General features: G+C 31.8%; 14 protein-coding genes and 1 tRNA gene. 7 read left to right on the plus strand and 8 right to left on the minus strand.

Going from position 1 to position 12,857, the window contains the following annotated elements; genetic code table 11:
- Positions 1-30: 30 nt before the first annotated feature.
- The 4 genes from ABD941_RS03310 to ABD941_RS03325 all read right to left on the minus strand — a co-directional run bounded on the left by ABD941_RS03310 (position 31) and on the right by ABD941_RS03325 (position 4,755).
- Positions 31-2,337 (minus strand): M1 family metallopeptidase, encoded by a 2,307-nt coding sequence (locus ABD941_RS03310; protein WP_345272621.1) that lies wholly within the window; start codon positions 2,335-2,337, stop codon positions 31-33.
- A 109-nt stretch (positions 2,338-2,446) separates the two neighbouring features.
- Positions 2,447-2,950, minus strand: coding sequence for a DUF6702 family protein (locus tag ABD941_RS03315; protein WP_345272623.1), 504 nt, complete (start codon positions 2,948-2,950; stop codon positions 2,447-2,449).
- A 98-nt stretch (positions 2,951-3,048) separates the two neighbouring features.
- Entirely contained in the window at positions 3,049-3,840 is a 792-nt protein-coding gene (locus tag ABD941_RS03320; RefSeq protein WP_345272624.1) for a peptidase associated/transthyretin-like domain-containing protein, read from the minus strand.
- A 120-nt stretch (positions 3,841-3,960) separates the two neighbouring features.
- Complete coding sequence (locus ABD941_RS03325) at positions 3,961-4,755, minus strand: carboxypeptidase-like regulatory domain-containing protein (RefSeq protein ID WP_345272625.1); 795 nt, start codon at positions 4,753-4,755, stop codon at positions 3,961-3,963.
- Positions 4,756-4,927: 172 nt separating this feature from the next.
- Here ABD941_RS03325 and pepE point away from each other — a divergent pair, with 172 nt between their 5' ends.
- The gene (gene pepE / locus ABD941_RS03330) at positions 4,928-5,635 is read left to right on the plus strand and encodes a dipeptidase PepE (protein ID WP_345272626.1); all 708 of its coding nucleotides are present in this window, start codon (positions 4,928-4,930) and stop codon (positions 5,633-5,635) included.
- Positions 5,636-5,680: 45 nt separating this feature from the next.
- Here the strand turns inward: pepE and ABD941_RS03335 are convergent.
- Together ABD941_RS03335 and ABD941_RS03340 are read right to left on the minus strand one after the other, a co-directional pair.
- Positions 5,681-5,753, minus strand: a tRNA-Gly gene (locus ABD941_RS03335).
- Positions 5,754-5,801: 48 nt separating this feature from the next.
- A complete protein-coding gene (locus tag ABD941_RS03340; RefSeq protein WP_345272627.1) occupies positions 5,802-6,227 on the minus strand; it encodes a GNAT family N-acetyltransferase in 426 nt (141 codons plus the stop codon).
- 51 nt (positions 6,228-6,278) lie between these two features.
- Here ABD941_RS03340 and ABD941_RS03345 point away from each other — a divergent pair, with 51 nt between their 5' ends.
- Positions 6,279-6,764, plus strand: coding sequence for a GNAT family N-acetyltransferase (locus tag ABD941_RS03345; protein WP_345272628.1), 486 nt, complete (start codon positions 6,279-6,281; stop codon positions 6,762-6,764).
- Positions 6,765-6,863: 99 nt separating this feature from the next.
- Positions 6,864-7,631, plus strand: coding sequence for a M48 family metalloprotease (locus tag ABD941_RS03350; RefSeq protein WP_345272629.1), 768 nt, complete (start codon positions 6,864-6,866; stop codon positions 7,629-7,631).
- A 69-nt stretch (positions 7,632-7,700) separates the two neighbouring features.
- Here the strand turns inward: ABD941_RS03350 and ABD941_RS03355 are convergent, their stop codons facing one another.
- Positions 7,701-8,102 carry an ankyrin repeat domain-containing protein gene (locus ABD941_RS03355; protein ID WP_345272630.1) on the minus strand — a complete coding sequence of 134 codons (402 nt, stop codon included), beginning with the start codon at positions 8,100-8,102 and terminating at the stop codon, positions 7,701-7,703.
- A 248-nt stretch (positions 8,103-8,350) separates the two neighbouring features.
- Here ABD941_RS03355 and gpmI point away from each other — a divergent pair, with 248 nt between their 5' ends.
- Positions 8,351-9,868: a 2,3-bisphosphoglycerate-independent phosphoglycerate mutase gene (gpmI, locus tag ABD941_RS03360; protein WP_345272631.1), complete on the plus strand. Its 1,518-nt coding sequence runs from the start codon at positions 8,351-8,353 to the stop codon at positions 9,866-9,868.
- Between the two features lie 52 nt (positions 9,869-9,920).
- Entirely contained in the window at positions 9,921-10,325 is a 405-nt protein-coding gene (locus ABD941_RS03365; protein WP_345272632.1) for a BT0820 family HAD-type phosphatase, read from the plus strand.
- A gap of 7 nt (positions 10,326-10,332) precedes the next feature.
- Here the strand turns inward: ABD941_RS03365 and ABD941_RS03370 are convergent, their stop codons facing one another.
- Positions 10,333-11,598 carry an acetyl-CoA hydrolase/transferase family protein gene (locus ABD941_RS03370; protein WP_345272633.1) on the minus strand — a complete coding sequence of 422 codons (1,266 nt, stop codon included), beginning with the start codon at positions 11,596-11,598 and terminating at the stop codon, positions 10,333-10,335.
- A 120-nt stretch (positions 11,599-11,718) separates the two neighbouring features.
- On the opposite strand from ABD941_RS03370, the gene map reads away from it, so the two are divergent.
- Both map and ABD941_RS03380 read left to right on the plus strand, forming a co-directional pair.
- Positions 11,719-12,537 carry a type I methionyl aminopeptidase gene (gene map, locus ABD941_RS03375; RefSeq protein WP_345272634.1) on the plus strand — a complete coding sequence of 273 codons (819 nt, stop codon included), beginning with the start codon at positions 11,719-11,721 and terminating at the stop codon, positions 12,535-12,537.
- 2 nt (positions 12,538-12,539) lie between these two features.
- Positions 12,540-12,857 carry a cupin domain-containing protein gene (locus ABD941_RS03380; RefSeq protein WP_345272635.1) on the plus strand — a complete coding sequence of 106 codons (318 nt, stop codon included), beginning with the start codon at positions 12,540-12,542 and terminating at the stop codon, positions 12,855-12,857.

A 12,857-nucleotide genomic window follows, 5' to 3' on the forward strand; every position in this document is an offset into this window, starting at 1 on the left:
AAATCGGCTTTAACATTAAAATATATTTTATTATCCTTTTATCTTCTCTTTAAATTGATCAAAGTTACTTTCCTGAACTTCTTTTGGCCATGAGTTATTAGACGTATCAACATCTGCTGTTTCAAGTTTTGGATCAATGATTATTGATACAATTTCTTTTTCAGAAGCAATGGCTTTACTAACTTCATTATCATTAAACCTCCAAATTTGGGCTGGCAAGGTTTCCATTTTTGAAGTCCCGTCAGCATAGGTATATTCAACAATTATTGGCATAACCAACCCTCCTGGTTTTTCAAATGTAATATTATAAAAATACTTTGGTGTTTTTATACTTTTACGCTCTTCTGGTGTAAAATTATCCATAAGGTAAGCTTTAAGTGGTATTGAACTTTCTAAAAGCGTTCTTTTTTCCATGCCTTCATTATAATCTTCACTTCCTTCTTCCACCATATATACTAGAGGTCTTAATTGATCTTTACTAATCCCTTTTTCCTTCATAATATCCTTAACGAAAGTATTTGGTTCTGATGACACATAATATTTCTTAACATCTTTTAACCCAATATCTACCCAATCTGTGGTATAAAACCATCCTCTCCAATACCAATCTAGATCAAATGCAGAAGCATCTTCCATAGTTCTAAAAAAGTCTTCTGGAGTCGGATGTTTAAACATCCAGCGACGTGAATATTCTTTAAAGGCATAATCGAACAACTCATGCCCCATTACTGTTTCTCTCAAAATGTTTAATGCTGTTGCTGGTTTTCCGTAAGCATTATTACCAAATTGATAAGTATTGAGCCCTTTTGTCATTATTGGAGCAATAAAATCTTGATTACCACCCATATAAGGGACTATCATACGAGCTGGCCCTCTATCTGAAGGAAAATGTTTGTCTTGAGGCGATAATGCTGCTGGGTATTTTTTACCAAAATCTTGTTCTGCAACATACTGAACAAATGTATTTAAACCTTCGTCCATCCAAGTCCATTGACGTTCATCACTATTCACAATCATTGGAAAAAAGTTATGACCTACTTCATGGATAATCACGCCCATCATACCATATTTTACGCGGTCACTATAAGTTCCATCTTCTTTGGGACGTCCATAATTCCAACAAATCATTGGGTACTCCATACCTTGTTGCTTGGCGTGAACTGAAATTGCTTTATGATATGGGTAATCAAACGTCATTCTTGAATAAGATTCCAAAGTACTAGCAACAGCCTTAGTAGACCAATCCTCCCAAAGCGGGTTGCCTTCTTTAGGATAAAGCGACACAGCCATAATATCTTTACCTCCAATTTTAACGGACATCATATCCAAGATAAATTTTCTTGAAGTTGCAAAACCAAAATCGCGTACATTTTCAGCTTTTAGTTTCCATGTTTTTGTTTTGTCAGAAAAACTTTTTTCTGCTATTTCAGCTTCAGCTTGTGTTACTATTACAACAGGCTCAGTATAAGATTTTTTTGCTTGCTCATAGCGTTGTATCATTGTTTTAGAATACACATCTTTTCTATTGGTTAAAACACCTGTTCCATCTAAAATATGATCAGCTGGCACGGTAATATTAACCTCATAATCACCAAATGGCAAGGCAAATTCATCACGCCCCCAAAATTGAGAATTCTGCCAACCTTCTACATCGCTATACACGGCCATTCTTGGAAAAAACTGAGCAATAACATAAGCTCTGTTACCATCTTTTGGAAAAAACTCATAACCAGAACGTCCATCTTCTACTACATGGTCATTGATATTGTACCACCACTTTATTGAAAACGAGAATTTTTCACCAGTCTTTAATGTTTTTGGTAACTCTACACGCATCATGGTTCTATTAATCATGTGCGCCAATGGCTTTTTATTAGTATCTGTAACAGATTCAATATTAAAACCTCTTTCTAAAGGCGCCATTAAGTATTGATTAGTAAATTCATTAGGTTGAAAAACTGGCGCAATACCGCTTTTTTCTATTAAAGGTGATTTAGAATCCTTTGCTCTTTTATTTTGTTCTAACTGAACCCATAAATACTTTAGTGGGTCTGGTGAATTATTAGTATAAGTTATGGTTTCAAAACCAGATAGCTTAGCATTTTTATCATCTAGAACAATATCCATTTTGTAATCAGCCTGTTGCTGATAATAGGCTGAGCCTGGAGCTCCAGATGCAGCTCTATACATATTTGGGGTTGAAAACTCATCGAACAACTGTTTAAATTTATTAGTATTCGTATGTCCTGTTTTACGCTCTGCATTTTCTTGATCTTGGGCAAATGTTGCCGAAGAAATAAAAATTAAGGAAAGGCAGATGTAAGTGATTTTTTTCATGGTTTTTTTATATTTTATTTAAAAAATTGTGTTTTTTAATACCTTTTATTAGAAAATTGTTACAAAAAGTTATCGAAAATAATAAATTACACAGTCAATTGGCTTTTTTTTAATTAAAATTTAACACAGCATTAGCATTTTGAGGGATAAGAATAAAGCTTTTTTGTTTGGAGTTAATTTTTGTTTTAACAATATTTTGCTGTTCTTCAAATATATCGAACAACACTTGATTGCTAATTTCAAAGGTTTTTATATACGTCACATCTTCTATTTCCATGTAACAACGTACAATATCAGCATCATATTCTTTTCCAATAAAAACAAAATTCACATCTTCATTATTAATCTTAATCTTTATTTTCTCGCTCAAATACTGTTCAATATATAAATCTACAATTGCAGGTTCATCCTTTTCTGCTAACGTGATACTTTCATCATAACGTTCTCTTAGTAACCTCTCAAAATCATCTATAAAAATTCTTGATGTAATTTGAACAGATTGATTCTCTTTTATATAATCAATTTGAGTAACGCTTATATAATATTTGTGCATCCCTGTAAATGCAAAAAGTGGTAACAGAATTAAAATAAAAAACACCTGTAATGGTTTCATCTGTAAAAATTTATTTTGCTAAAGTAATTATTTTGTAAACCATGTTTCAAAAAGCATTCCAAAAAATCAATCTTTATTTTACATGTTACTGATAGCTATCACTCTTGATTCAAATTGTCTTTATACTGTCTATATTTCATTCTTAAAAAAATTAATATTTTAAAATCACTTTGATTTTTACAGTGCTTCATAAAATTTTCGTCGTCTGCACAGAAATAAAAAAAATCTGCTACTAAATAATCTTCTAATGGATTTGAGGCTAAAAAATCTTTTGATAATCTTGATTTTATACTTAGAATCAATGTTTCTTTTGTTTCAATTTCTACTCGTTTTTTAAGTGTTTTGGTCCGCCCACTAATTCCATTTAGTATGGGGTTTAATGGTATACTTCCTGTTAAAAGTCCTAAAAGCATTTTTGGTTTAAACTCACCCGCTTCATGGAGTCTTCTTTCACTTTGTGTTGCTGGTTTTCCTTGATAACCAGGGATACCCACATCAAAAAAATTAATTGGTGGGTCGCCTTCAGTATTCTTAATATCTGACTTTAAATTGCCTGTTAGCACTTTCCCTACTATAACCTCATCCAATTCATTGATTTGCTCTTCCATTTCTACATAAATGACCTTATCTAAAACCATTTGCTTCGAAATTATTATGTTTTTTGACAGGTGCTGTATGGATGAAAAACTTAATGTATCATACAACCTCACACTAATGGCAAATACCCCATTTCTATCAGTTATTGTAAATAATTGTCGCGTTTTATTGATAACGTGTATGTTTTCAGCATTAGCTTTACTTTCAACTTTCCCAGATATTTCAATAGTTTGAGAAGCAATTGTCTGAAAAGAAAATATAACAAATAGAAAAAAGATTAATATGCGACTCAAATTATTAAAATTAGAGTATAAAGAACGTATACTTAATCTTAAAGAAAATGTAAATGGTTTTTAATATTTTGTTAAACCTTTAAAGAAATTGACAAATATGATGATAAGCTTTTTGTGTTTTTAAAAGCTTAAAAATTCAATACTCTTTTTATTTAGAAGTTCTAAAAACTCCAGTTCTTTTCCATAATTAAGTAATGAAAAATCAAAATCACCGCTTTCAACAAATCGAATAAACTCCTCTACTCTATGCTCTGGGATATTGAAATTATCAACTAAAAATTCTGATCCAAAATAATATTTAATTGACTCTATGGGGACTTCAGGAATACCTGCCTTCTTTTTATCTTTAACTTCAGATCTAAACAAAGGAAGTAACAATTGATCTACCACATTTACTATGTTAAGTCCATTTATCATAGGTTGCTGCTGAGTATTCATAGTAATATTTGTCGTTTTTGTTTTATAATCTTTTTCAAAACCATATTCGTCACTATGTTTAATACCAAAATACAAAGCATCTAATTTTGGTTTGAATGGTTTAGTATCCTCTAAATCCTTATTTAAGTTTCCTGACAAGCTATTATTTAACACGATAACCTCATCTAACTTATTAATTTCTTCAATTAAAAAAAGTTTCATTTTTTTTGATTTAATAATGGCTTCATTAACTTTAAAATTAATATTTTGATATTGTAATGCACTAACTTCAATAACATCATTCAGAGCAACGTGTAATATAAATTCTCCTTTTTCATCTGAAATTGTTCCTTTATTTGACGAGGTATTAAAAATGGTTATTCCAGAAATATCATTGCCTTCAACAATAATTTTTCCAGACACTTCTGTTCTAGTAACATTTTGTGAAAGTGTGCTGAAAGACGTTAAAAAAGCTAAAAAGAAGACGATTTTATTCATAGTTGTTTTTATTTTCAAATTACTACTTTAATTTCTATTTGTAAAACAATATCATTCCTATTTTTAATTTAATGTCATAAAATTTCCTTTTTCTCTTACAACAAATTCAAGACAGGAAATGGTATAAAACAGATAAAAATTTTATTAGTTTTACACTGAAAACAAAAATGTTATGCGAAATATTATTATTGCAAGTACATCAACCATTCATGGAAGTGGTTATTTAGATTATATAAAAGCTGACTTAGAAGTTTTTTTTGAAAAGGTTAGCACCATTCTTTTTATTCCTTATGCTAGGCCAAGTGGAATTTCGCATGATGATTATACCGAAATAGCGCGTTTGGCTTTTTCGAAAATCAACAAAAAAGTAATTGGGCTTCATACATTTGAAAACCCAATTAAAGCCATAGAAGAAGCTGAAGCTATTTTTGTTGGTGGTGGCAACACTTTTGTATTAATCAACCAATTGCACAAACACCATTTAATTGTACCATTAAAAGAGACCGTTTTAAATGGAACACCTTATTTAGGAACAAGTGCAGGTAGTAACATCTGTGGTTTAAATATAAAAACCACAAATGACATGCCTATTGTTTATCCATCAAGTTTTAGTGCTTTAGCCTTAGTGCCGTTTAATATTAATCCACATTATTTAGATCCCGATACTAAAAGTAAACATAAAGGTGAAACTCGAGAAACTAGAATAAAAGAGTTCCATAATTTTAATAATCAGCCCGTTATTGGCTTAAGAGAAGGCAGTTGGCTTCATGTAAAAGGTGATTCCATTGTTTTAAGAGGAGACTTAACTGCTCGGATTTTTGAATACAACAAAACACCATACGAAGTGGAATCAGCAACAGAATTAAAGCATTTAAAATAAAAATAGCGCACAAAAAAAGGTCTCATTTTACATGAAACCCTTTTGAGCGAGAGACCGGGTTCGAACCGGCGACATTCAGCTTGGAAGGCTGACGCTCTACCAACTGAGCTACTCTCGCAATAATCGGCTGCAAATATATAAACTGTTTATTCACTTGCAAGGAAAATCATAATTTTTTCAAAAAATGATAACCTAAGATTTTAAAGTCTTCATTAAAATAAAATTTGTGCGATGGCGCATTACTAACATAGGTATTTAACTCTACCGCTTCGCAACCTTTACTTTGTGAATAATTATAAATCCATTTAAAAAACTGTTTCCCCAAGCCTTTTCCTCTGTAATTATCATCTATAAATACATGATCTGGCTCTACGCTTTTTCCAGAATAATGCCTTGTACAAAACCATAAACCACAGACACCTATTAAGCGATCACCATCATAAATGACAGCACATTCGTAATTTTGTGTAATCATTTCAGAAAATCGCTGTTTTAAAACAGCATCAGAAACTTGATTTCCATTTAATTTTTGAACTAAAGGCACTACCAAATCTATATTCTTTTTTTCTAAAATTTTAAATACAAAAGTCATAAATAAGTTTTATGTGAAGATAATTAATTTCCTTAAAAATATTGTTTAAGTTTGAACTATAACCCGTATAATATACTTTTTATTAAAACTTCAAATTATAATATAAAACCAATTAATTCTGAAGAAGCCTATAAGGTAAGGCATCCTGTTCTAAGAGAAGGAAAGCCTATTGAGTCTTGTGTTTTTGATGGTGATGACTTTGAAACCACCATACATTTAGGCTTGTATTATAAAACAAAATTAGTAGGTGTTTGTTCCTTTTTAAAAAATAATCATGATGCTATTTCTGAAACAGCTCAATATCAGCTTAGAGGTATGGCTGTTTTAGAAAAGTATCAGGGTAAAGGATTAGGAAACAGTATTCTAGACTATGGAGAAAACTTACTAAAAAAGAAAGATTCACAAATAATTTGGTGTAATGCGCGAGAAGTTGCCGTTTATTTTTATCAAAAATGTGGTTATAGCATTATAGGCCAACCATTCAATATTAAATACATAGGTATGCACTATATTATGCAGAAAAAAATATTGAAGTAACACCTTATTTATGAGTGACTTTACACAAAAAAATGGGTCTGATAATCATAAACTTAAATTTTTTGTAATTTTAATTACTCAAATCTAATTTTTTTTTTAATGAGAGGAAAAAATCTAAAAGTCAGATTACTAATTGGAGTAGCTATAGCTTTGTTTTTTGTTTTAAAAAGATGTAGCCAACAAGAAGTAAATCCATATACCGGCAGAACTCAAACCATATCAATGTCTCCAGATAAAGAAATTGCTATTGGTTTACAAAGTGCTCCACAAATGGCACAACAACATGGTGGCTTACACCCTAACAACCAATATCAGGCTTTAGTTGATAACGTTGGTAACAAACTGATAAACAATAGTATAGCAAGAGAGACTCCTTATAAATACGAGTTTCATCTATTAGCTGACTCTAATACTATTAACGCCTTTGCATTACCTGGCGGACAAATATTTATAACTTATGCCTTATTTTCTAAATTAGAAAATGAAGATCAATTAGCAGGTGTTTTAGGTCATGAAGTAGGCCATGTTTTAGGGCGACATAGTGCAGAACGTATTGCAGAAAGCGAATACTGGCAAGGATTAACTACAGCTGGTTCTGTAGGTGCAGATATGGGCGGTTTAATTAGTGGAATTGGGCAAAACACCTTGCTAACTAATGGGCGAGATGATGAATTAGAAAGTGATGACTTAGGTGTTCGTTTTATGCTTAAAGCAGGTTATAATCCAAAAGCTATGATTGGTGTTATGGAAATTTTAAAAGCTGCCGCAGGACCAAATCGAATTCCAGAATTTAAAAGCACACACCCAGATCCTGATAATCGAATAGAAAAAATAGAGGAAGCTATCGAGAAATACAAAACTCAGTAAAACAAAAAGCCTTGTAAAACAAGACTTTTAAGAGTGAATAACTCAAAATAATTATGAATATGTTTATAATTATTTTTTCTTTTTAGATATTGCTAATGCATCTTTTATAACTAAAGCAGCATCATTAGCTCCATGTAATTCTGCATATTTAACCGCTGTCATTTTATTATCAGACCTCGCTTTTAAATTAGCTCCTTTTGAAATTAACAGTTTTAAAATTTCAACTCTGTTATATTTAGCAGCATACATTACAGGAGTCATACCATTAGATTTAGCATTAACATCTGCACCTCTGTCAATTAGTTTCTTAACAGTCTCTAAATCCCCTTTTGCTATTGAAACGCAAAATGAATTTACTTTAAAATACGCTTCTACATCGTAATTTTTAACAGTTGAATTTAAGGGAGTAGCATTTACTGATACTAATGAAAAGCATAATGCGATTGCGGAAATGATGATTGTTTTTTTCATGATGAAAGATTTTAGTGTGATTTATTGATTTACGTTTTTTGATATACTAAAGAGACGATAATATTTTTAATCTGTTACATAAAAATTCATTTATAACAGATTTTTAACTTTTGTTCACATATAATTAACAAAATGATTGCTTTTTTAAAAAATCATTAAAAGCCTTGAATAGCGTGGCATTTGAAATATATTTCAAAGCTTTTTTAATCAAACTTCGTTATCTTTGTGAAATACTAATTTTTAACAAAATGAACAAAAAAGTTATCTTAATGATACTTGATGGATGGGGTAATTCTCCAGACCCAAAAGTTTCTGCTATTGATTATGCAAATACCCCTTTTATAGATTCGTTATACAAAAAATACCCATTCGCTACTTTACGAACAGACGGATTACATGTAGGTCTTCCAGAAGGACAGATGGGCAATAGCGAAGTTGGACACATGAATTTAGGTGCAGGTAGAATTGTTTATCAAGATTTAGTGAAAGTTAATTTAGCTGTTGAAAACAAAACACTTAATAACGAGAAGGTTTTAGTAGATGCCTTTAATTATGCCAAAACGAATAATAAAAATGTTCATTTTTTAGGTTTGTTAAGTGATGGTGGTGTTCACTCACACATTAACCACTTATATGGTTTATTAGATGCTGCCAACGATTTTGGACTAACGAATACTTATGTTCATGCCTTTACAGATGGACGTGATGTAGACCCTAAATCTGGATATGGTTTCTTAACAGAATTAGAAAGTCATTTAGAAAAAACAAATAGCAAACTAGCAACTGTAACTGGTAGATATTATGCCATGGACAGGGATAAACGTTGGGAACGTATAAAACTAGCTTATGATGGTATGGTTAACAGTGTTGGCGAGAAATCCACCAATATTACCGATACCATTCAAAAAAGTTATAATAATGACATTACAGATGAATTTATTAAACCAATAATTATGGTTGATGATTCTGGCAACCCAGTTGCAAATATTAAAGACGATGATGTTGTTATCTTTTTTAATTTTAGAACAGATCGTGGCCGTGAATTAACCGAAGCATTATCACAAACTGATTTTCATGAGCAAAACATGCATAAACTTAATTTGCATTATGTAACGCTTACAAATTACAACGATACTTACAAGAACATCAATGTTATTTTTAATAAAGATAATTTGACCGAAACCTTAGGTGAAGTTTTAGAAAAAAATAACAAGAAACAAATCAGAATTGCCGAAACCGAAAAATATCCTCATGTTACTTTTTTCTTTTCTGGAGGAAGAGAAGCCGCTTTTGAAGGTGAACAACGAATTTTAAGAAACTCACCTAAAGTAGCTACATATGATTTAAAACCTGAAATGAGTGCTTACGAATTACGTGATGCTTTAGTTCCTGAATTACAGAAAGGTGATGTAGATTTTGTTTGTTTAAATTTTGCAAATGGCGATATGGTTGGGCATACTGGTGTTATGGAAGCAGCTATAAAAGCTTGTGAAGCTGTGGACGATTGTGTAAAAGATGTAGTAACCACAGCCCTAGAAAATGGTTATTCAACATTGCTTATTGCCGACCATGGAAACTGTGAAACCATGATAAACCCTGATGGTTCTCCAAATACAGCACATACCACAAACCCAGTTCCTGTTATTTTAATTGATAATGAATTAACTCAAATTAAAGATGGTATTTTAGGAGATATAGCTCCAACTATTTTAAAGTTAATAGGCTTGGAACAACCAGAAGCCATGACACAACACCCCTTAGTGTAATTATCTAAAAATAAATTGTTTAATTTTGCATCAACTCAAGTCTTTGATTTAAATGAATTTTAGTGATACGCTTATAATTGCAGTCGATTTTGATGGTACCATTGTGGAAGATGCCTATCCAAAAATAGGCAAGCCTATGTTATTTGCGTTTGAAACTTTAAAAAAACTTCAAGCTGAAGGGCATCGGCTTATTTTATGGACATACAGATGCAATGACAAACTTGATGAAGCTGTAAAATTCTGTAAAGAAAATGATATTCACTTTTATGCTGTAAACAGTAGTTTCCCCGAAGAAGAATACACAAGTGAAGTGAGTAGAAAAATTAATGCGGATTTATTTATTGACGATAGAAATATTGGGGGCTTTTATGGCTGGGGCGAAATATATCAATTACTTACAAACTCAGCACCACCAATACCTGAAAAGAAAAAAGGTTTTTTTAATTTATTTAAATAAGTTAACCTTATATTAAATCAAAGTAAGCTTTATCTATTGATTCCCTGTGATTAGGATGTGCAATATCAACTAATGCCTTAACGCGGTCTTTAATTGTTTTTCCATATAAATTAGCAACTCCATATTCGGTAACCACATAATGCACATGCGACCTTGTTGTAACCACACCTGCACCTGACTTTAAAGATGGTACAATTCTACTAATACCTTTTTTAGTAATAGAAGGCAATGCTATAATAGCCTTACCGCCCTCACTTAAAGATGCTCCTCTTATATAATCCATCTGACCACCAACACCTGAATACATTTTTGCACCTAAAGAATCTGCACAAACCTGTCCCGTAACATCCACTTCAATAGCAGAATTTATAGCCACCATTCTTGGATTTTGTTTTATAATTGAAACATCATTTACATAATCGGAAGCACGCATTTCTATAAATGGATTATCATCTATATAATCATATAAACGCTTGGTCCCTACTACAAATGTTGTTAAAGCACGCCCTGGATTAATACTTTTATAATTTCCGTTTATTACATCACTTAGAATTAAATCAATAACGCCATCAGAAAACATTTCAGTATGCAACCCTAAATCTTTATGATTTGTAAGTCGCGATAAAACAGCGTTTGGTATATTTCCAACTCCCATTTGTAACGTGCTTTTATCTTCAATTAAATTAGCAATAAAATCACCTATTTTACCTTCTACAAGACTAGGTTTGCCATAAATATGTGTTGGTATAGGCTCATTACATTCTACAAACAAATCAATTTCAGTGTAATGGATAATTCCATCTCCATGAGTTCGTGGCATTTGTTCATTTACTTGGGCAATTACAATTTTAGCATTATCAATAGCAGCTAAAGTTGCTTCTATTGAAACACCTAATGAGCAATATCCATGCTTATCTGGAACAGAAACATGAATTAAGGCTACATCCAATGGTAAAATATTCCTTTTGAACAACAAAGGAAGCTCACTTAAAAAAACGGGAGTATAAGACCCATTGCCCTCAGTTAGGGTATGACGAACATTATTACCAATAAAAAAAGAATTAACGTGAAAGCTATCACGCAGTTCAGGGTTAGCATAAGGCGCTTCTCCTTCAACATGTAAATGACAAACTTCTACATTTCGAAGTTCCTCAAACCTATCTGCCATAGCTTTCATTAATAATTGGGGAGCAGCAGCAGCAGCTTGAATATAAACTCTATCATTACTTTTTATAGCTTTAACAGCATCTTCTATACTTACAACCTTATACATCTTAACTAATTTAGTTTTACAAAATTATTAATTGTAATAATGAAAAAAAATGTCAAAAGTCATATAAGCGACTAAAAAAATAAATACTAATTTGAGTATCTTTGCCTATATTTTTCAAGTATGATTATAGTAAAAACCAAAGAAGAAATTGAGTTGATGCGAGAAAGTGCATTAATTGTATCTAAAACACTGGGAGAAGTTGCAAAGGCAATAAAACCAGGAGTTACTACACTTCAATTAGATAAAATTGCCGAAGAACATATAAGAGACCATGGCGCTATTCCAGGTTTTCTAGGGTTATATGACTTCCCAAACACACTATGTATGAGCCCAAATACGCAAGTTGTTCATGGTATCCCAAATGGCGATCCTTTAGTTGAAGGCGATATTATCTCTATTGATTGTGGTGCGCTAAAAAATGATTTTTATGGCGATCATGCCTACACCTTTGCTGTTGGAGAAATTGCTCCAGAAACCGAAAAACTGCTTCGAGTAACAAAAGAATCTTTGTATATTGGTATAAGAGAATTTAAGGCTAACAATCGTGTTGGAGATGTGGGTTATGCTATCCAAAAATATTGCGAAAACCATGGATATGGTGTGGTAAGGGAATTAGTTGGACATGGTTTAGGTCGCAAAATGCATGAAGATCCCGAAATGCCAAACTACGGAAAGCGTGGTAGAGGAAAAAAGTTTGTTGAAGGTATGGTAGTCGCTATTGAACCTATGATTAATATGGGCACACAACGTATTAAGCAACATAGAGATGGTTGGACTATTACCACCCAAGATAATAAACCAAGCGCTCATTTTGAACATGATGTTGCTTTAATTGATGGAAAACCGGAATTACTTTCAACGTTTGCTTATATATATGACGCTTTAGGTATTGAAAGTAATGAAGAAGAAGAATTTAGACAAAAACAACTTGTTTTATAATTATGACTCACCAATTTTCAGACATCGCAGAAAAGGACCTTGTTGCAGGTATAAAAGGAAAGTATGTTCATACCGATAATAATACTGTAGGACTTATTAATATTGAAGAAGGAGCTGTTTTACCTGCACATTCTCATATACATGAGCAAATTACGCAAGTAATTTCTGGTAAATTAGAAATGACCATTGATGGCATTACCCAAGTTCTTGAAGTAGGTTCTATAACAGTAATACCTTCTAACGCTATTCATAGTGCAAATGCTTTAACAAATTGTGTTGTAATTGATACCTTTTTTCCAGTACGTGAAGACTATAAATAA

Source organism: Flaviramulus aquimarinus (assembly GCF_039543205.1).
Taxonomy (GTDB): Bacteria; Bacteroidota; Bacteroidia; order Flavobacteriales; family Flavobacteriaceae; genus Flaviramulus_B; species Flaviramulus_B aquimarinus.